This window comes from Microbacterium sp. CGR2, from assembly GCF_003626735.1.
Taxonomy (GTDB): Bacteria; Actinomycetota; Actinomycetes; order Actinomycetales; family Microbacteriaceae; genus Microbacterium.
The window spans coordinates 3,114,064-3,132,233 of the sequence record NZ_RBHX01000001.1; the positions used below are offsets into that span (position 1 = coordinate 3,114,064).

16 protein-coding genes are annotated in these 18,170 nt (G+C 66.0%); 4 read left to right on the plus strand and 12 right to left on the minus strand.

What is annotated here, in order from left to right:
- The first annotated feature begins 27 nt into the window (after positions 1-27).
- Positions 28-720: a trimeric intracellular cation channel family protein gene (locus D7252_RS15685; RefSeq protein WP_120776234.1), complete on the plus strand. Its 693-nt coding sequence runs from the start codon at positions 28-30 to the stop codon at positions 718-720.
- A 235-nt stretch (positions 721-955) separates the two neighbouring features.
- Here the strand turns inward: D7252_RS15685 and leuA are convergent, their stop codons facing one another.
- The 12 genes from leuA to lepA all read right to left on the minus strand — a co-directional run bounded on the left by leuA (position 956) and on the right by lepA (position 14,066).
- Complete coding sequence (gene leuA, locus D7252_RS15690; protein ID WP_120776235.1) at positions 956-2,710, minus strand: 2-isopropylmalate synthase; 1,755 nt, start codon at positions 2,708-2,710, stop codon at positions 956-958.
- 326 nt (positions 2,711-3,036) lie between these two features.
- Entirely contained in the window at positions 3,037-3,933 is an 897-nt protein-coding gene (gene era / locus D7252_RS15695; protein WP_120776236.1) for a GTPase Era, read from the minus strand.
- Complete coding sequence (locus D7252_RS15700) at positions 3,926-5,221, minus strand: hemolysin family protein (RefSeq protein ID WP_120776237.1); 1,296 nt, start codon at positions 5,219-5,221, stop codon at positions 3,926-3,928. The genes era and D7252_RS15700 overlap by 8 nt, the downstream gene beginning before the upstream one ends.
- Positions 5,218-5,676, minus strand: a complete 459-nt coding sequence (ybeY, locus tag D7252_RS15705) for an rRNA maturation RNase YbeY (protein ID WP_120776238.1) — start codon at positions 5,674-5,676, stop codon at positions 5,218-5,220. The genes D7252_RS15700 and ybeY overlap by 4 nt, the downstream gene beginning before the upstream one ends.
- Complete coding sequence (locus D7252_RS15710; protein ID WP_251051502.1) at positions 5,673-6,698, minus strand: PhoH family protein; 1,026 nt, start codon at positions 6,696-6,698, stop codon at positions 5,673-5,675. The genes ybeY and D7252_RS15710 overlap by 4 nt, the downstream gene beginning before the upstream one ends.
- A gap of 79 nt (positions 6,699-6,777) precedes the next feature.
- On the minus strand, positions 6,778-7,128 hold the full coding sequence (locus D7252_RS15715) for an HIT domain-containing protein (protein WP_120776239.1): 351 nt from the start codon (positions 7,126-7,128) through the stop codon (positions 6,778-6,780).
- 73 nt (positions 7,129-7,201) lie between these two features.
- A complete protein-coding gene (locus D7252_RS15720; protein WP_120776240.1) occupies positions 7,202-7,930 on the minus strand; it encodes a 16S rRNA (uracil(1498)-N(3))-methyltransferase in 729 nt (242 codons plus the stop codon).
- Between the two features lie 2 nt (positions 7,931-7,932).
- Positions 7,933-9,048, minus strand: a complete 1,116-nt coding sequence (gene dnaJ / locus D7252_RS15725; RefSeq protein ID WP_120776241.1) for a molecular chaperone DnaJ — start codon at positions 9,046-9,048, stop codon at positions 7,933-7,935.
- 37 nt (positions 9,049-9,085) lie between these two features.
- A complete protein-coding gene (gene hrcA, locus D7252_RS15730) occupies positions 9,086-10,120 on the minus strand; it encodes a heat-inducible transcriptional repressor HrcA (protein ID WP_120776242.1) in 1,035 nt (344 codons plus the stop codon).
- A gap of 91 nt (positions 10,121-10,211) precedes the next feature.
- Positions 10,212-11,450: a radical SAM family heme chaperone HemW gene (gene hemW / locus D7252_RS15735; RefSeq protein ID WP_120776243.1), complete on the minus strand. Its 1,239-nt coding sequence runs from the start codon at positions 11,448-11,450 to the stop codon at positions 10,212-10,214.
- Positions 11,451-11,466: 16 nt separating this feature from the next.
- On the minus strand, positions 11,467-12,120 hold the full coding sequence (locus D7252_RS15740) for a DUF1990 family protein (protein WP_120776244.1): 654 nt from the start codon (positions 12,118-12,120) through the stop codon (positions 11,467-11,469).
- A 92-nt stretch (positions 12,121-12,212) separates the two neighbouring features.
- Positions 12,213-14,066, minus strand: coding sequence for a translation elongation factor 4 (gene lepA / locus D7252_RS15745; RefSeq protein WP_120776245.1), 1,854 nt, complete (start codon positions 14,064-14,066; stop codon positions 12,213-12,215).
- Between the two features lie 232 nt (positions 14,067-14,298).
- Between lepA and D7252_RS15750 the strand changes: the two genes are divergently transcribed.
- From D7252_RS15750 to D7252_RS15760, 3 genes are read left to right on the plus strand one after another with little or no spacing between them, the layout of a single operon-like run.
- Positions 14,299-15,282: an ABC transporter permease gene (locus tag D7252_RS15750; protein ID WP_120776246.1), complete on the plus strand. Its 984-nt coding sequence runs from the start codon at positions 14,299-14,301 to the stop codon at positions 15,280-15,282.
- Between the two features lies 1 nt (position 15,283).
- Positions 15,284-16,213 carry an ABC transporter permease gene (locus D7252_RS15755; protein WP_251050745.1) on the plus strand — a complete coding sequence of 310 codons (930 nt, stop codon included), beginning with the start codon at positions 15,284-15,286 and terminating at the stop codon, positions 16,211-16,213.
- Positions 16,210-18,153, plus strand: a complete 1,944-nt coding sequence (locus D7252_RS15760) for an ABC transporter ATP-binding protein (protein WP_120776248.1) — start codon at positions 16,210-16,212, stop codon at positions 18,151-18,153. The genes D7252_RS15755 and D7252_RS15760 overlap by 4 nt, the downstream gene beginning before the upstream one ends.
- Positions 18,154-18,170: the final 17 nt, after the last annotated feature.

An 18,170-nucleotide genomic window follows, 5' to 3' on the forward strand; every position in this document is an offset into this window, starting at 1 on the left:
TTATCCTCCGTACGCGAGAATGGGAGGGTGACCGAACCGCTCTTCATCATTCCGCTCTGGGCGGACCTGATCGGCGTCGGCCTCGGCGGCGTGCAAGGCGCGCTGTTCGCCTCGGGTTTCCAAGGTCAGCGCCGCCTCGACTGGCTGGGCGTGGCGATCATCGGCATCATGATCGGCATGGGCGGCGGTCTGATCCGCGACATCCTGCTCGGGCAGACCCCGGCGACCCTGCAGAGCAACTGGTATCTGCTGACGGCGACGGCAGCGTCGCTGCTCGGGATGCTGCTCGCCGGACTCTTCACCCGGCTGAACACCGTCATCGTCGTGCTGGATGCCGTGGTCATCGGCATGTTCGGCGCGTTCGGCACCAGCAAGGCGATCGCCCTCGGCATCCCGCCCGTGCCGGCGATCTTCATCGGCGTCTGCGCGGCGGTCGGCGGGAGTGTGCTCCGCGACATGCTGATGGGGTTGCCCACCGCGATCATGCACGTCGGGTCCCTGTATGCCGTGGCCGCCGGAGCGGGGTGCGTGTTCATCGCCGTCGCCAGCAGCTTCGGCATGTCCATCACGGTCGCCGCCATCATCGGGATCGTGCTGACCGCGGTGATCCGTGTGCTCGCGGTGAGCTTCGATGTGTCGCTCCCCGAGCAGCGCCGCATCTATCGGCGCAAGGTCGCCGCCGAGACCGGCGCCATCTCCATCGTCAAGCCGAGCGCCTGATCGGACGTTTCGTCTCGTCGCTTCGCTCCTCGCTCAACGACCGAGGGTGACCGGTCGTCGAGCGACGCTTCGACTCGGTCGTTGAGCGAGCGCCAGCGAGACGAAACGCCTCGCTCACCGGTCGTCGAGCGACCGAAGCGAGACGAAACGCCCCGCCCCGGTCGTCGAGCGACGCTTCGACTCGCTCCGCTCGCTCAGCGCGGGTCTCCTCGAGACGAAGCGCCGCAGCGAAGGATCAGACGGTCGCCAACTCCAGCTGTCGCGTCCGGATCGAACGGTTCACGCCCGACACGATCGCCTTGAGCGACGCGGTCGAGATGTCTCCGTCGATACCGACGCCCCACAGGCGCTGGTCGCCGACCTGCAGCTCGACGTAGGCCGCAGCCTGCGCGTCGCCACCGGCGCTGAGAGCGTGCTCGACGTAGTCGTAGACCGTGATGTCGAAGCCCTGCTCGCGCAACACCTCGACGAACGCGGCGACGGGTCCGTTGCCGGACCCCGACACGGCCATCTCCTGCTCGTCATCGCGCAGGACCACGTCGAGCACGACCTCACCCGACATGTCGCTGCGGGTCTGGGTCGCCAGCAGTTCGAAACGTCCCCACTTGGCGGCGGTGTCTGCCGCGGGCAGGTACTCGTCGTTGAAGATCGACCAGATCTGGTCGGACGTGACTTCTCCGCCCTCGGCATCCGTCTTCGCCTGCACGACACCGGAGAACTCGATCTGGAGTTTGCGCGGCAGATCGATCGCGTGGTCCGACTTCAGCAGGTATGCGACGCCACCCTTGCCTGACTGCGAGTTGACGCGGATCACCGCTTCGTAGGAACGTCCGAGATCCTTCGGGTCGACCGGCAGGTACGGCACCGCCCACTCGATCTCGTCGACCGTGACGCCCTCAGCCGCAGCGCGGGCCTCCATCGCCTCGAAGCCCTTCTTGATGGCGTCCTGGTGCGATCCGCTGAACGCCGTGAACACCAGGTCACCTGCCCAGGGGCTGCGCTCGGGCACGGGCAGCTGGTTGCAGTACTCGACGGTGCGCTTGACCTGGTCGACGTCACTGAAGTCGATCTGCGGGTCGATCCCCTGCGTGAACAGGTTGATGCCGAGGGCGACGAGGTCGACGTTGCCGGTGCGCTCGCCGTTCCCGAAGAGGCAGCCTTCGATACGGTCGGCGCCGGCCATGTAGCCGAGTTCCGCGGCGGCGATCGCGGTGCCGCGGTCGTTGTGCGGGTGCAGCGACAGGATGATGTTCTCCCGGTGCGCCAGCCGACGGCTCATCCACTCGATCGAGTCGGCGTAGACATTGGGGGATGCCATCTCGACGGTCGCAGGCAGGTTGATGATCACCTTGCGGTCGGGGGCCGGTTCGAACACCTCGATCACCTGGTTGCAGATGTCGAGCGCGAACTCCAGCTCGGTGCCGGTGTAGCTCTCCGGCGAGTACTCGTAGTACACCTTGGTGTCGGGGATCGTCTTCTCGAACTCACGGCACAGGCGCGCACCCTCGAGTGCGATGTCGATGATGCCCTGCTTGTCGGTGCGGAAGACGACCTCGCGCTGCAGAACGCTGGTCGAGTTGTAGAGGTGCACGATGGCCTGTTTGGCACCGGCGATCGACTCGTAGGTGCGCTTGATCAGGTGCTCGCGCGCCTGGGTCAGCACCTGGATGGTGACGTCATCCGGGATCAGGTTCTCTTCGATGAGCTGGCGGACGAAGTCGAAGTCGGTCTGGCTCGCCGACGGGAAACCGACCTCGATCTCCTTGTAGCCCATGCTGACGAGCAGCTCGAACATGACGCGTTTACGCTCGGGCGACATCGGGTCGATGAGGGCCTGGTTTCCGTCGCGGAGGTCGACGGCACACCAGCGAGGAGCTTCGGTGATGCGGGCGTCCGGCCAGGTGCGATCCGGCAGGTGGACGTTGATCTGCTCGTGGAACGGCCGGTACTTGTGGATCGGCATCGCGGAGGAGCGCTGAGAGTTCTTCATGGTGGGCTTCTTCTCTTCGTCAAGATGTACGGGCCAACACAAGCGCCGCGACGAGGAAGGCCCTAGCTCTTAGGACTCGTCGCGGCAGCTAAGAAGAAGCAGACCGCCGAAAGGCATGTCGTCATGCTAGCAGGATGCCTCGGCCGTGTCGCGGCTGTTCCGGTCATGATGAGACGATCTCGAAATCGCGGAGCCCGGGCGCCCGAAGGGGCGAGTGCTCGCGACCGGCACTGCTGGATGTCGCAGGCGATGTGCGACTGTGCCTCGGCGCCATGTGGAGTCGTACCCGCCGCAGTTGCCCAGCGCTTCGAGAGCTCGACTGACGCTCAGAACCCGAGTCGGCCCAGCTGCTTGGGGTCGCGCTGCCATTCCTTCGCGACCTTCACGTGCAGGCCGAGGAACACCCGTGTGCCGAGGAGTTCCTCGATACCCACTCGCGCACGCGCTCCGACGTCACTGAGACGCTTCCCCTTATGGCCGATGATGATCGCTTTCTGGCTGTCGCGCTCGACGACGATCGAGGCATGCACATCCGTGAGATCGGTGCCTTCGCGGGGAGCGATGTCATCGATCACGACGGCGATCGAGTGCGGCAACTCGTCGCGCACGCCTTCGAGGGCCGCCTCGCGGATCATCTCGGCGATGCGATCCTCTTCGGACTCGTCGGTCGTGATGCCCTCCGGATACAGGGCGGGGCCCTTGGGCATCAGGGTCAGCAGCTCGTCGGAGAGGACATCGAGCTGGTCGCGAGTCAGAGCCGAGAGGGGGATGACCGCCGCCCAGTCCTCGCGGAGAGCGTCGACCTCCAGCAGTCGAGCGGTGATCTCGTCGCGGCCGGCAGCATCCGTCTTGGTCACGATCGCGACCTTCTTGGCTCGGGCGTAGCCGTCGAGTGACGCGGCGATGCGCCGATCACCCGGGCCGACCTTCTCGGTCGCCGGCACGCAGAAGCCGATGACGTCGACATCGCCGAGCACCTGGTCGACGAGATCGTTCAGCCGCTCACCGAGCAGAGTGCGGGGCTTGTGGATACCGGGGGTGTCAACGATGACCAGCTGCCCCTCCGGGCGGTTCAGGATGCCGCGAATCGCGCGACGCGTCGTCTGCGGCTTCTCGCTGGTGATGGCGATCTTCTCGCCGACGAGGGCGTTGGTCAGGGTCGACTTTCCGACATTCGGTCGGCCGACGAAGGTCACGAAGCCGCTTCGGGTCTGCTCAGTCATCTCGTCGTTCTCCTTGATAGTCCGAAGCGTCAGGCTCCGTTGCCGCACGTTCGACGAATACAGTGGCGATACCGCGGCCTCGACCACGCGAGGCACCCCCGGTGAGGACCAGCCCCTCCACGGTCGCCGTGGCTCCCGGCTGGGGCACCTGCCCGAGAGCCTTCCCGAGCAGACCACCGATCGAATCGACGTCTTCGTCTTCGAGCTCGAGCCCGAAAAGATCGCCGACATCCTCCAGCGACAGCCTCGCACTCACCCGGTACCGTCCGTCACCGAGGTCGACGAACTCGGCGAGAACCTGGTCGTACTCGTCGGAGATCTCGCCCACGAGTTCTTCGATCAGGTCTTCCAGGGTCACGAGACCGGAGATGCCGCCGTGCTCATCGATCACCAGGCAGACGTGCACCGCGTCGCGCTTCATCTGCTGCAACAGCGTCTCGGCGCGCATCGACTCGGGAACGAACGTCGCGGGGCGGGCGATGGGTCGAATGGATGCCGCGCGCCAGGCGCTGTCATCGCGATACGCGAACTGCACCAGATCCTTCAGGTACAGCACGCCGACGACGTCGTCGGCGTCGTCGTCGACCACCGGCATCCGAGAGACTCCCCGGTTGAGGAAGAGCGACATCGCCTGGTCGGTGGTGGCCGTCGCGTCGACGGTCACCATCTCGGTGCGTGGAACCATGACGGCACGCACGAACTGGTCGGTGAAGTCGAACACCGAGTGGATGAGGTCGCGGTCGTCCTCTTCGATCAGATCGTTGGATGCGGCCTCGTCGACCATGTTGAGCAACTGGTCTTCGCTGGCGAACGAGCTGCGCCCGGTCCCGGGGGTCACGCGGTTTCCGAGCACGACCAGTCCTTGAGCGATCGGACCGAGGAAGATGCGCAGACCACGCACGATCGAGGCGGTCCCGCGGATCATGCCCTCGGCGTGCTGACGCCCGAAAGACCGCGGGCTCGCGCCGACGAGGACGAACGTGATGGCGGTCATCAGCAGTGCGGCGGCGAGCATCGCCCACCAGTTGTTCTCGATGAGCATCGTGAAGGCGACGGTCACGAGCACCGCAGCCGTCACTTCGGCCAGAACACGGATGAATGCGACCGCGTTGACGTGCGCGTCGAGGTCGGCGGCGATGCGACCGAGGGCCTTGGCGCGGCGCCCCTGAGTCGCCATGTCTGCGAGGTTCGCGCGTGAAGCCACGCCGTAAGCCGCATCGATGGCGGCCATCAGACCGCCGAACGCCACCAGCAGCACAGCGGCGATGAGGAGAAGAGTCGCGGTCATCGGCCGCGTTCAGCCGCGGCGAAGCCTTGGATGAGCTCCTTCTGCAGTCCGAACATCTCACGCTCCTCGTCAGGCTCGGCGTGGTCGAAGCCCAACAGATGGAGCAACCCGTGGGTGGTGAGGAGGATGAGCTCGTCCATCAGCGTGTGGCCCGCGGCCTGCGCCTGCGTCTCCGCAACCTGCGGGCAGAGCACGATGTCGCCGAGCAGCCCGGGAGCGGTCGGTCGGTCCTCTGTTCCGGGGCGCAGTTCATCCATCGGGAAACTCAGCACGTCGGTCGGACCGGGCTCGTCCATCCACTGCACGTGCAGAGCCTCCATCGCTCCTTCGTCGACGAGCACGATGGCCACCTCTGCGTCAGGGCTGACGTGCAGCTGCGCGAGGTTGAAGTCGGTCAGGCGCTGCAGCACGACCTCGTCGACCTCGATGGCCGACTCGTTGTTGATCTCGATCATGAGAGCCCTCGTTTCGGCATCCGGTCTCGTGGTCCTGGGCGCTGAGCACCGCGGCGATCGGCGCGATTGGCGAACTCAGCCGCCTGCTCACGTTCGAATCGCTGAGCGGTGCGCTTCTCGTCGTACTCGCTGTACGCGTCGACGATGCGGCCGACGAGCGAGTGGCGCACCACATCGTCACTGGTGAGCCGGGAGAAGTGGATGTCCTCGATGCCGTCGAGCACGCGCGTCACCAGTCGCAGGCCCGAGGCTCCTTGCGGGAGGTCGACCTGCGTGATGTCGCCGGTGACGACCATTCTGGTGCCGAAGCCCAGGCGGGTGAGGAACATCTTCATCTGCTCGGGTGTGGTGTTCTGCGCCTCGTCGAGCACCACGAACGAGTCGTTGAGCGTGCGCCCACGCATGTAGGCGAGCGGTGCGACCTCGATCGTTCCGGTGGCCATCAGCCGTGGGACGATCTCCGGGTCCATCATCTCGTTGAGCGCGTCGTAGAGCGGACGCAGATACGGATCGATCTTGTCGGTCAGGGTGCCGGGCAGGAATCCGAGCCGCTCCCCCGCTTCGACAGCCGGACGCGTCAGGATGATGCGGGTGACCTCTTTGCGCTGCAGAGCCTGCACGGCCTTGGCCATCGCGAGGTAGGTCTTTCCCGTTCCGGCGGGACCGATGCCGAACACGATCGTGTTCTCCTCGATCGCGTCGACATACTCCTTCTGACCGAGCGTCTTCGGGCGGATGACCTTGCCTCGCGTCGACAGGATCGCCTCGCCGAGCACCTCGCTCGGGCGCGGACCGCCTTCCTGACGCAGCATCCGCGCCGAGTTCGACACGTCGCTCGGCGCCAGGTCGTGACCGGCCTTGGTCATCGCCATCAGCTCGTCGACGAGGTTCTTGGCCTTCGCCACCGGTTCCGTGTCGCCGCTCACCGTGATCTCGTTGCCGCGCACGAGAACCTGCACATCGGGGTGCTCCTTCTCGAGCATCCGCAGCAGACGATCTTGCGGGCCGAGCAGCTGCACCATCGCGACGCCGTCGGCATAGATCTTCTCGACGGACTCGGGCGGTCGGGCGTTCAGGCTGCGCTCCTGCGGTTCGTGGTTGTCAGGCACCGACACTCTTCTCGGTCAGTCCGCCACCCAGAACGTGGGCGTGGACGTGGAATACGGTTTGGCCGGCCTCTGCGCCGGTGTTGAAGATCAGACGGAAGTCGCCGTTCTCCGTGTGCTGGGCGGCCAGGTCTTTCGCGAACGCGACCATCTCGGCCAGCAGCGACGGGTCAGCGGCGGCGAGCTCGGTGATATCCCGGTACTCGGCCGACTTCGGCACGACGAGGAGGTGCACGGGCGCCTGCGGTGCGATGTCTCGCAGCGCGAACACGCGGTCGGTCTCGCCGAGGATCTCCGCAGGGATCTCCCCGTTCAGAATGCGCGTGAAGATCGAGGGTTCCGTCATGGAGTCAAGTCTACTGACCGGCGTCCACACCGGCCCGGTCCGCCGTGCATCGCCCCCGTTCGCCCAGAGGTAATCACCAGCGGTCGAGTGCGACCGACAGCACCGCGATCGCGGCAGGGCCGGCCGTCGACGTGCGCAGCACGGTGTCGCCGAGCAGTACGCGCTCCGCCCCCGCGTCCGTCAGCCGCGTGAGTTCCTCTTCGGATATCCCACCCTCGGGGCCCACCACCAGCACCAGGTCGCGTCCATCGGGCCGGATCTCGGAAAGGCGAACGGATGCCGTCGGATCCAGCAGCAGCACTCGCTGCGACGAAACGCGCTCGACGAGCTGCTTCGTCGACACCGGCGCTGCGACTGCGGGCACCCACGCCCGATGAGCCTGCTTGGCCGCTTCGCGCACGATCGTCGCCCACCGCTCGCGGCCCTTCACCGCCTTCGGCCCCTCCCAGCGGGAGACGCTCCGGGCCGCCTGCCACGGGACGATCTCATCGACGCCGAGCTCGCATGCGGCCTGCACGGCCAACTCGTCGCGGTCGCCCTTGGCAAGAGCCTGGACGAGCACGATCCGCGGTGACGGAGCAGCACGCTCGGTCCGCTCGTCGACGCGCACGTCCACGCGAGACGGGGTGACGTCCTCCGCCACGCCGGTCAGCCATACCCCGGTGCCGTCGCCGACGGTCACGGTCTCGCCGACGCGGAGGCGGCGCACCACCGCCGCGTGCTTGGCCTCAGCGCCGGTGAGCGACACGACATCGCCGACCGCGGCATCCGTCGACGATTCGACCAGGAAGTGCAGCGCCACGATCAGTGCGTGCGGAACCGGTCGCGGAGCTTCGAGAACAGTCCCTGCTGGAACTGGGCGAGCTGCGGCCCGGGCGCTTTCGCCTTCTTCGCGAAGTCTTCGATCAAGGCGCGCTGAGTGGAGTCCAGCTTGGTCGGCGTGACCACCTGCACACCGACGCGGAGGTCACCGCGCTGGTTGCCGCGCAGCGGCGTGATGCCGCGCCCCTTGATCGTGAGCACGTCGCCGGACTGGACGCCGGGGCGGATCTCCAGATCCACTTCGCCGTCGAGTCCCTGGATCGACGTGTCCGTGCCGAGAATGGCATCCGTCATCGACACCTCCAGGGTCGCGAGCAGATCGTCACCCTCACGGCTGAAGGCGGGATGCGCGTTCACGGTGACCTCGACGTACAGGTCTCCGTTGGGGCCGCCGGCCTTGCCGACCTCACCCGAGCCCGGAAGCTGCAGGCGAAGTCCGGTCTCGACGCCGGCGGGGATGTCGAGCGACACGGTACGGCGGGACCGCACGCGTCCCTGCCCGGCGCAGGTCGGGCACGGATACGGGATCGTCGTGCCGTAGCCTTCGCAGGTTCCGCACGGCTGCGAGGTGACGACGTTGCCGAGCAGGCTGCGCACCTGGCGCTGTACATGGCCCGAGCCGCCGCAGATGTCGCACGTGACGGGCGACGTGCCTTCCTGGCAGCACGAACCCTGGCATGTCTCGCACAGAACGGCCGTGTCGACCTCGATGTCACGATGCGCTCCGAAGACGACATCGCCGAGATCGAGGGTGACGCGGACGAGGGCATCCTGGCCGCGCTCCCGGCGCGACCGCGGACGACCACCGCGTCCGCCTCCCTGCGACGCGCCGAAGAACGTCTCGAAGATGTCGCCGAAGCCGCCGAAGCCGTTGAAGTTGCCTGCTGCGCCGTCACCGCCGCCCATGTCGTAGCGGCGCCGCGAATCGTCGTCGCTGAGCACGTCGTACGCGTGGGTGACGAGCTTGAAGCGCTCGGCAGCGTCTTCGCCCGGGTTCACGTCGGGGTGCAGCTGACGCGCCAGGCGTCGGTATGCCTTCTTGATCTCGTCGGTGGAAGCGTCCCGGGACACCCCGAGAACCTCATAGTGATCCGCCACAATCGCCTTTCTGCGTGTGTCTCTGGTGGCCGTCGCCTCAGCGAGCGGCCTCGTCTTCGTCGAGCATCCGCGACAGATAGCGGGCGACCGCCCGCGCTGCGGCGAGATTGCTCGGATAGTCCATGCGCGTCGGCCCCATCACGCCGACGCGCGCCGTGCCGCTGGGAGCGGCATAGTTGCTGGCGACGATGGACGCCTCGCCGAGACCGAACGGGGCGTTCTCGGTGCCGATGCTGGCTGCCAGGCCGTGCTCGTCGGTGACCATCTCGCTCATCAACCGGAGCAGCGTCACCTGCTCTTCGATCGCCTCGAGCAGAGGATGGATGCTGCCACGGAAGTCTTGTTCGCGGCGGGCGAGCGTCGCCGCCCCCGCCATCACGAGCCGCTCCTGGCGGAACTCGCCGAGTTCTTCTTCGACGACGGCGGCGAGGGCATGCAGTGCTGCGTCGTCGGGCCGTTCCTCGGTCGTGCCACGGAGGTTCTGCAGGCGCTCCGCCGCATCACTCACGGCCTGACCGGTGATCAGGGCGGAAAGGCGCGCCCGCAGCATCATGGTCTCGGCCTCGTCGACATCGACGGGCAGGGCGGCCATCCGCTGGGAGACGCCGCCCGCATCGGTGACGAGCACGATCAGCATGCGATTGGGAGCGAGCGCCACCAGCTCGAGATGCGTGATGTGCGCGCGTGCGAACGACGGGTACTGCGCCAGCGCGACCTGGCCGGTCAGCTGGGTCAACACCCGCACCGTGCGGATCATGAGGTCGTCGAGGTCGGTCGGTGCGGTGAGGAACGACTCGATCGCGGTGCGCTGCGCGACGCTGAGCGGGCGCAGTTGCGCCAGATGATTGACGAAGACGCGATAGCCCTTGTCGGTGGGCACGCGGCCCGACGACGTATGCGGAGCCGCGATGAGTTCCTCGTCTTCGAGGAGAGCCATGTCGTTGCGGATGGTGGCCGCGGACACCCCGAACGAGTAGCGATCGACGATCGAGCGGCTGCCGACCGGCTCGTGAGTTTCGACGTAGTCCTGCACGATCGCGCGGAGAACCTGGAGCCCTCGTTCTGAGACCATCACCTTCTCCTCTCGCCGGCACTCGGACACTCGTTGGCACTCTGATGTTCCGAGTGCCAATCCTACTCCTCAGAGCCGACGAGACGCTGAGTCAATCGGTCAGTTCCCGGACGACGGCGTCAGCCAGGAGGCGCCCGCGGAGCGTGAGCTGGATGCGGCCTCCGATGGCGGCGGTGGGATCGACGAGTCCGTCGGCGATGAGCCCGGCGACCCTGGTTCGATTGGCGAGCGGAATCGTGTCGATCGAGATGCCCTCTCGAATGCGGCTGAGCAGCAGGATGCGCTCCAGCAGACGGGATTCGTCGTCGGGCCGCTCGATGCCGGCAGCGGGAGATTCGGATGCTGCGAGCCGCTGCGCGTAGGCCGCGGGGTGCTTCACATTCCACCAGCGAAGACCGGCCACATGGCTATGGGCGCCCGGGCCGAATCCCCACCAGTCACTCCCCCGCCAGTATGCGAGGTTGTGCCGTGAGCGATTCTCCTCCGACGTGCCGGAGGCCGGCGACCGACGTGCCCAGTTGCTCACCTCGTACCAGTCGAACCCGGCGGCAGCGAGGCGCGCATCGGCGAGCTCGTACATGTCCGCCTGCAGATCGTCGTCGGGCGTCGGTACCTCGCCGCGTCGAATCTGCCTGGCGAGCTTGGTGCCGTCCTCGATGATCAGTGCGTACGCGGAGATGTGCTCGGAGTCGAGTTCCAGCGCGGCGTCGAGCGATGCTTCCCAGTCCGAGAGGGATTCACCGGGGGCACCGTAGATGAGGTCGACGCTGACCGCGAGGCCCGCGGCCTTCGCTGCGGCGACGGCCGTGCGCACGTTGTCCGGTTGGTGCGTCCGGTCGAGCGCCGCGAGGACGTGCGGCACGGCGGACTGCATGCCGATCGACAGACGCGTCACGCCGGCGTCGGCGAGGGTGCGCGCGACCTCGGGCGTCACCGTGTCGGGGTTGGCTTCGACGGTGATCTCGGCGTCGGCGGCCAAGCCGAAGGCGGATGCTGCGGCGCCGAGCATCCTCGCCAGGTCGCCCGCCGGAAGCAGTGTGGGCGTTCCGCCTCCGAAGAAGACGGTGTCCATCGGCCGGAGCGCGTCGGCCTCCGCGAGCACTCGGCGCGCCATCTCGATCTCGGCGATGAGCGTCGAGGCGTAGTCTTCCTGCTTCGCGCCGCGCAGCTCACTCGACGTGTACGTGTTGAAATCGCAGTACCCGCAGCGCACACGGCAGAAGGGCACGTGAAGGTAAGCCGAGAACGGCACCGCGCGGTCGATCGGGAGGTCGGCGGGCAGTCGGCCGTCGGGCGGCGCAGGGTCGCCGAGCGGGAGGGGTCCCGCCATCAGAGCATGCTCGTCATCAGACCGGAGTGGCGTACAGCGGAGAGATCGCCCGCAGATAACGGGCGAAGAGTTCGCGCCGACGGCGCTTGACCAGCACCGGCAGCACCCGGTAGAGAAGCGAATTCGGCCGATCGAAGGCACGAACGGTGAACCACACCTCGTCAGTGTCTTCGCGCCACTCGACGTCGAAGGACTCCTCGCCGCTGACCACCGAGCCGCCGACGGTGCCGAGGACGAACCCGATCCGCCGAGTCTCCTCGGTGACCGAGATCACCCGTAGCTCCGAATCGGCACGCATGCCGCCGACGCGTCCTTTGAGGTGCAGGGTCATGCCCGCGCCGACGAAAGGCGTTCCCTCGGCGTCGTAGCGCGGCTCGACGTCACGCTTGCTCGGAGCGATCGGGTTGCCCTCGGCATCGAAGCTCACACCGGCGTAGGCCGGGCCGGGAGCAGGCCGAAGGTCGTCGACCGAGAGACCGGCGGCACGCTGCGCCGTCCACGAGAGAAGCGCCTCACCGGCGGTCTGGAAGCGCTCGGCGCCGCTGCCGATACGCCAGGATTCCTCCGCCGGGATGCTGCGCTCCGGCGGGTAGTGCATCAGGTCGGGGGCGTGGGTCGCACCCACGGCCGCATAGTCCACCGTGTCGTCTCGGAAAGTCCCGCGCCGCATGAGTTCAGCCTACTTCCGGTTGCCTGAGCGATCACACCCACCCGCTGCACGACGTCTCCCGACGCGGTCGTCTGCGGGATGGAGCGGTGACGCTACTTCTTGTCTTTGCCGTCGACGTCGCCGGAGAGCGCCGCGATGAACGCCTCCTGGGGCACCTCGACGCGACCGACCATCTTCATGCGCTTCTTGCCCTCCTTCTGCTTCTCGAGGAGCTTGCGCTTACGGGTGATGTCGCCGCCGTAGCACTTGGCGAGCACATCCTTGCGGATCGCGCGGATGGTCTCGCGGGCGATGATGCGCGCGCCGATGGCTGCCTGGATCGGCACTTCGAACTGCTGACGCGGGATGAGCTTGCGCAGGCGCTCGGCCATCATCGTCCCGTAGGCGTAGGCCTTCTCGCGATGCACGATCGAGCTGAAGGCGTCGACCTTCTCTCCCTGCAGGAGGATGTCGACCTTGACGAGGTCGGCTTCCTGCTGGCCGGACGGCTCGTAATCGAGCGAGGCGTAGCCCTGGGTCTTCGACTTGAGCTGGTCGAAGAAGTCGAAGACGATCTCGCCGAGCGGCATGTTGTAGCGCAGCTCGACCCGCTCCTCGGAGAAGTACTCCATCCCCAGCAGCGTTCCGCGGCGGGTCTGGCACAGCTCCATGACGGTGCCGACGTAGTCCTTCGGCAGCAGGATCGCGGCTTTGACCATCGGCTCGGACACCGACCCGATACGCCCGTCGGGGTACTCGCTCGGGTTCGTCACGGTGACGGTCTCGCCGGTGTCGGACGTGAGGACCTCGTAGATCACGCTCGGAGCGGTGGTGATGAGGTCGAGACCGAACTCGCGTTCGAGGCGCTCCGTGATGATCTCCAGATGCAGGAGTCCGAGGAATCCGCAGCGGAAGCCGAATCCGAGAGCGACGGAGGTCTCCGGCTCGTACGCCAACGATGCGTCCGAGAGCTTGAGCTTGTCGAGCGCCTCGCGAAGCTCGCCGTAGTCGCTTCCGTCGATCGGATAGAGGCCGGAGAAGACCATCGGCTTCGGATCCGTGTAGCCGGGAAGCGGCTGATCCGAAGGCTTGCGCGCGGTGGTGACGGTGTCACCGACCTTCGACAGGCGCACGTCCTTCACGCCGGTGATCAGATATCCGACCTCGCCGACACCGAGACCCTTGGACGGCGATGGTTCGGGGCTGGAGACTCCGACCTCGAGCGCCTCGTGATTCGCGCCGGTCGACATCATCTGGATGCGCTCGCGCGGCGACAGACTGCCGTCCACCATGCGCACGTAGGTGATCACGCCCCGGTAGGCGTCGTAGACGGAGTCGAAGATCATCGCGCGGGCCGGAGCGTCTGCGTCGCCGACGGGGGCGGGGATCTCCTGGACGATCCGATCGAGGAGCTCTTCGACGCCGACGCCGGTCTTGCCGGACACGCGCAGGACGTCCTCCGGCTTGCCGCCGATGAGGGATGCCAGCTCCTTCGCGTACTTCTCCGGGTCGGCCGCCGGGAGGTCGATCTTGTTGAGCACCGGGATGATGTTCAGGTCGTTCTCGAGAGCGAGGTAGAGGTTCGCGAGAGTCTGCGCCTCGATCCCCTGCGCCGCGTCGACCAGCAGGATCGCGCCCTCGCACGCGGCGAGCGACCGAGAGACTTCGTACGTGAAGTCGACGTGACCCGGGGTGTCGATCATGTTGAGCGCGAACGTCTCGCCGTCGATCTGCCACGGCATCCGCACCGCCTGGCTCTTGATGGTGATGCCGCGCTCGCGTTCGATGTCCATGCGGTCGAGGTACTGCGCCCGCATGTCGCGGTCGGAGACCACACCGGTGATCTGGAGCATCCGGTCGGCGAGAGTCGACTTGCCGTGATCGATGTGGGCGATGATGCAGAAGTTGCGAATCTGCGCAGCCGGCGTCGAGGCAGGCTGAAGAGGTGTGAGGGCGCGTGGTGACATGTCCCGTTGATTCTACGGTCAGGGACGATGATTCCCGATTCCGCGCGAGCGGTGATAGTCTCCCGAAGTTGTCCAAGCGGAATATCGGCATACCGGGTGGGTGGCGAAAAGCTTCGGTGAATCCCGGTCTCAGGCGTATACAAACGGGTACACACTGTGGTTAAGTGACTACACGGCTCACAGAAGCGCCGGCGGATCCCGAGCGCGACTGTAAAGAGAAAGACTCATCACTTTGATCAAGTATCTCGTGCGCCGAGCACTCGGCTGGCTGCTCATGATCGTGGTCGCGACGAACGTGACCTACTTCCTTGCCTGGGCCTTCCTCGATCCTCGAAGCAACTATGTCGGGCGTCGCCCGCCGCTGTCGCCGGACGAGATCACACAGACCCTGGAGCCGCTGGGGCTCAGCGACACGGTTCCGCTCGCCGTGCGGTGGTGGGATTGGTTCAGCGGCATCATCTTCCGATGGGACTGGGGAAAGAGCCCGGTCGGTCAGTCGGTGAACGAACAGATCGCCTACCGGATGTGGATCTCCGGCGAATTGGTCCTCGGCGCGACTGTCATCGGTGCCGCCCTCGGCATCGCACTCGGCGTGTACACGGCCTCTCGCCAGTACAAAGTCGCCGACCGCATCGGCCAGGCGACCTCGATCATCACCATGAACATCCCGATCGTGGTGGCGGCGCTCGGGATCGTGCTGCTCGCCATCGCCTTCAACGACTGGCTCGGCGTCCGCGTCTTCTACGTCACCGGAGCCGGCGGCAGAGATATCGACGGGTTCTTCCCCTACATCATCGACAAACTGCAGCACCTCACCTTGCCGACCTTGGCTATGGTCATCACCGGCTATGCGAACTACCACCTGCTGCAGCGATCGCTCCTCCTCGACAACATCAAGGCCGATTATGTGCGCACAGCGCGCGCCAAGGGCCTCACCAAGCAGCAGGCTATCCGCAAGCACGCCCTGCGGCCGTCGCTGATCCCCGTGGCGACGCAACTCGCGTTCACGATTCCTACCGTGTTCACCGGGGCGATCCTCACCGAGACCATCTTCGGTTGGAACGGCATGGGGAAGTACTTCGTCGACACGATCAACAAGAACGACATCCACGGCGTCGTAGCGATCGCCGCCTTCGGCGCGGTCCTCACCGCGATCGGTGCCATCCTCTCAGATGCCGCCGTCGTCGTGCTCGATCCGCGAGTGAGAGTGAGCTGACATGAGCACGGAAATGATCGATCCCACCGTTCACCCCACGGACATGCCCGACGCACCGATCGTGGCACGGCGCAAACGGATGTCGGTGTTCGCGCTGTACTCGCGCCGGTTCATGCGCAACCGACCAGCCGTGGTCGGCGTCGTCATCTTCATCGCGCTCGTGCTGTTCTCGATCGTCGGTCCACTCATCGCCCGGTACGACCACATCACCCTCGACTTCCTGAACCTCGGCACGCCGCCGTCGGCGGACCACTGGTTCGGTACCACCCCCGCGGGGAACGACCTGTTCGCGCAAGTGGCCATCGGGTTGCAGCGCTCTCTCATGATCGCCCTCACCGTTTCCATCGGCACCACAGTGATATCGGCGGTCGTGGGCACGTCGGCCGCCTACTTCGGCGGATTCGTCGAACGATCCACTCTGCTCGTCATCCACTTCCTGATGGTGATCCCGACGTTCCTCATTCTGGCGCTGGTCTCCGACAGCGCGGGAGGAGACTGGCGGGTCATCGCGCTAGCGCTGATCTTCGTCGGTTGGTTCTTCCAAGCTCGCGTCATCTGGACCATGGCCCTGTCGCTGAGAGAACGCGAGTACGTCCATGCCGCTCGCTACATGGGCGTGCGCGGCATGAAGATCGTGATGCGTCATCTCCTGCCGAACATCGGCTCCCTGCTGGTGATCAACTTCACCCTCGGCGTCGTTGCCGCAGTCATCACGGAGACCGGGCTCTCCTTCATCGGCTTCGGCGTGAAGATTCCGGACGTCTCCCTCGGTTCGCTGATCGGCAACGGCGCGAACACCATCACGAGCGCGCCATGGATCTTCTACTTTCCGGCGACTGCCCTCACACTTCTCACCGTCTCGATGGCGCTGGTCGCGGACGGCTTGCGCGACGCACTCGATCCCACCTCGGCGGCTGGAGGCCGCGCATGACCATCACGCCTACATCAACCGTTCTCTCTGTCCGCGACCTGCACGTCAGCTTCCCCTCAGAGGCCGGACGCGTCGATGCCGTCCGGGGAGTGTCCTTCGACCTCGAAGCGGGAAAGACGCTCGGCATCGTCGGTGAGTCGGGTTCAGGAAAGTCAGTCACGTCGCTCGCGATCATGGGGCTGCTCGACGACAACGCCAAGATCAGCGGCTCGATCGTGTTCGACGGACAGGAACTGCTGGGCAAGACCGACAAACAGATGTCGATGATCCGTGGCAATGGCATGACGATGGTCTTCCAAGACCCGCTGACGTCGTTGACGCCGGTGTTCACGATCGGCGATCAGCTGATCGAAGCGCTGACCGTGCACCGCAAGCTGTCGAAGCGCGAGTCGTGGGAACGCTCCGTCGAGTTGCTCTCGGTCGTCGGCATCCCCGAGCCCCAGAAGCGGATGAAGTCTTTTCCGCATGAATTCTCCGGGGGCATGCGCCAACGTGTGGTTATCGCGATCGCTATGGCGAACAACCCGAAGCTGATCATCTGCGACGAGCCGACCACCGCACTCGATGTGACCATCCAGGCGCAGATCCTCGATCTGATCGAGAAGGCGCAGACGGAGACGGGCGCCGCCGTCATCATGATCACCCACGATATGGGCGTGGTCGCGCGCACGGCCGACGACGTCATCGTGATGTACGCCGGGAAACCGGTCGAGCACGCCGAATCTCGCGAGCTCTTCCATCGGCCGCGCATGCCGTATGCGATCGGCCTGCTCGGGGCTATCCCCCGCATCGACAAGACAGAGAAGGAGCCCCTGGTCCCGATCAAGGGCAACCCACCCCTGCTCATCGGTCTTGCCGATGCCTGCCCGTTCGCAGACCGCTGTCCGATCGTGCTGGACGCCTGTCGTGCCAAGGAGCCCGAGCTCCTGCCCGTTGTGACAGGCACGTCTGCTCCCCACAGCGCCGCCTGCATCCGATCACACGAGATCGAGGGCGCCGGAATGATCGGCGGCCTTCCCGTGTACCCGGTGCCCCGCGTCCCGGAGAGCGAATTGACGCGCACGCCGCGGGAGCAGCGACCGGCGACGCTCGAAGTACGCAACATGAACAAGACCTTCGCTTTGATGAAGGGGGCCGTGTTCAAGCGGAAGGTCGGGGAGGTGCATGCCGTCAAGGGCATCAGCTTCGACGTGCGAGAGGGCGAGACGATGGCCATCGTCGGCGAGTCGGGATCCGGAAAGACGACGACGCTCCTGCAGATCATGGATTTCGCCCCACAGGACGACGGCGACATCGTGATCGCTGGGACCAGCGTGAGCGACCTCAAAGGCGGTCGCCAGGAGCGCGCGCTCCGGCGCGACATCCAGATCGTGTTCCAGGACCCCATGGCAGCGCTCGACCCGCGTATGACCGTCGCCGACATCATCGCCGAACCGATGATCGCCATCGGGATGTCACGCGCCGAGTCGCACGTGCGGGTTCAAGAGCTCATGGACCTGGTCGGGCTCAACCCCGCCCATCTCGACCGCTTTCCCAGCGCCTTCTCCGGGGGTCAGCGACAGCGCATCGGTATCGCGCGAGCTCTTTCGACGAACCCGAAGGTAGTGGTGCTCGACGAGCCTGTCTCGGCACTGGACGTGTCGATCCAAGCCGGCATCATCAATCTGCTCGACGAGCTCAAGGTCAAGCTGGGGCTGTCGTACCTGTTCGTAGCGCATGACCTGTCCGTGGTCAGGCACATCGCAGACCGCGTCGCAGTGATGTACCTGGGCGAGTTCGTCGAGCATGGCGACGTCAATGACGTGTTCGACTCGCCGCAGCATCCCTACACGCGGGCGCTACTCTCGGCGATCCCCGTTCCCGACCCTGACATTGAGCGGACGCGCCATCGCGTCGTCTTCGACGCGGAGACCATGACAACTCGGCCGGTCGCGTCCTGAGCGTCCGGTCACCGTCG

What these genes read in the sequence shown, in the direction of transcription:
- leuA (WP_120776235.1), bottom strand. Translation starts at nt 2,710, where the DNA reads ATGAAGAACTCTCAGCGCTCCTCCGCGATGCCGATCCACAAGTACCGG.
- era (WP_120776236.1), bottom strand. Translation starts at nt 3,933, where the DNA reads ATGACTGAGCAGACCCGAAGCGGCTTCGTGACCTTCGTCGGCCGACCG.
- D7252_RS15700 (WP_120776237.1), bottom strand. Translation starts at nt 5,221, where the DNA reads ATGACCGCGACTCTTCTCCTCATCGCCGCTGTGCTGCTGGTGGCGTTC.
- ybeY (WP_120776238.1), bottom strand. Translation starts at nt 5,676, where the DNA reads ATGATCGAGATCAACAACGAGTCGGCCATCGAGGTCGACGAGGTCGTG.
- D7252_RS15710 (WP_251051502.1), bottom strand. Translation starts at nt 6,698, where the DNA reads ATGGTGCAGCTGCTCGGCCCGCAAGATCGTCTGCTGCGGATGCTCGAG.
- D7252_RS15715 (WP_120776239.1), bottom strand. Translation starts at nt 7,128, where the DNA reads ATGACGGAACCCTCGATCTTCACGCGCATTCTGAACGGGGAGATCCCT.
- hrcA (WP_120776242.1), bottom strand. Translation starts at nt 10,120, where the DNA reads ATGGTCTCAGAACGAGGGCTCCAGGTTCTCCGCGCGATCGTGCAGGAC.
- hemW (WP_120776243.1), bottom strand. Translation starts at nt 11,450, where the DNA reads ATGGCGGGACCCCTCCCGCTCGGCGACCCTGCGCCGCCCGACGGCCGA.
- D7252_RS15740 (WP_120776244.1), bottom strand. Translation starts at nt 12,120, where the DNA reads ATGCGGCGCGGGACTTTCCGAGACGACACGGTGGACTATGCGGCCGTG.
- lepA (WP_120776245.1), bottom strand. Translation starts at nt 14,066, where the DNA reads ATGTCACCACGCGCCCTCACACCTCTTCAGCCTGCCTCGACGCCGGCT.
- D7252_RS15755 (WP_251050745.1), top strand. Translation starts at nt 15,284, where the DNA reads ATGAGCACGGAAATGATCGATCCCACCGTTCACCCCACGGACATGCCC.
- D7252_RS15760 (WP_120776248.1), top strand. Translation starts at nt 16,210, where the DNA reads ATGACCATCACGCCTACATCAACCGTTCTCTCTGTCCGCGACCTGCAC.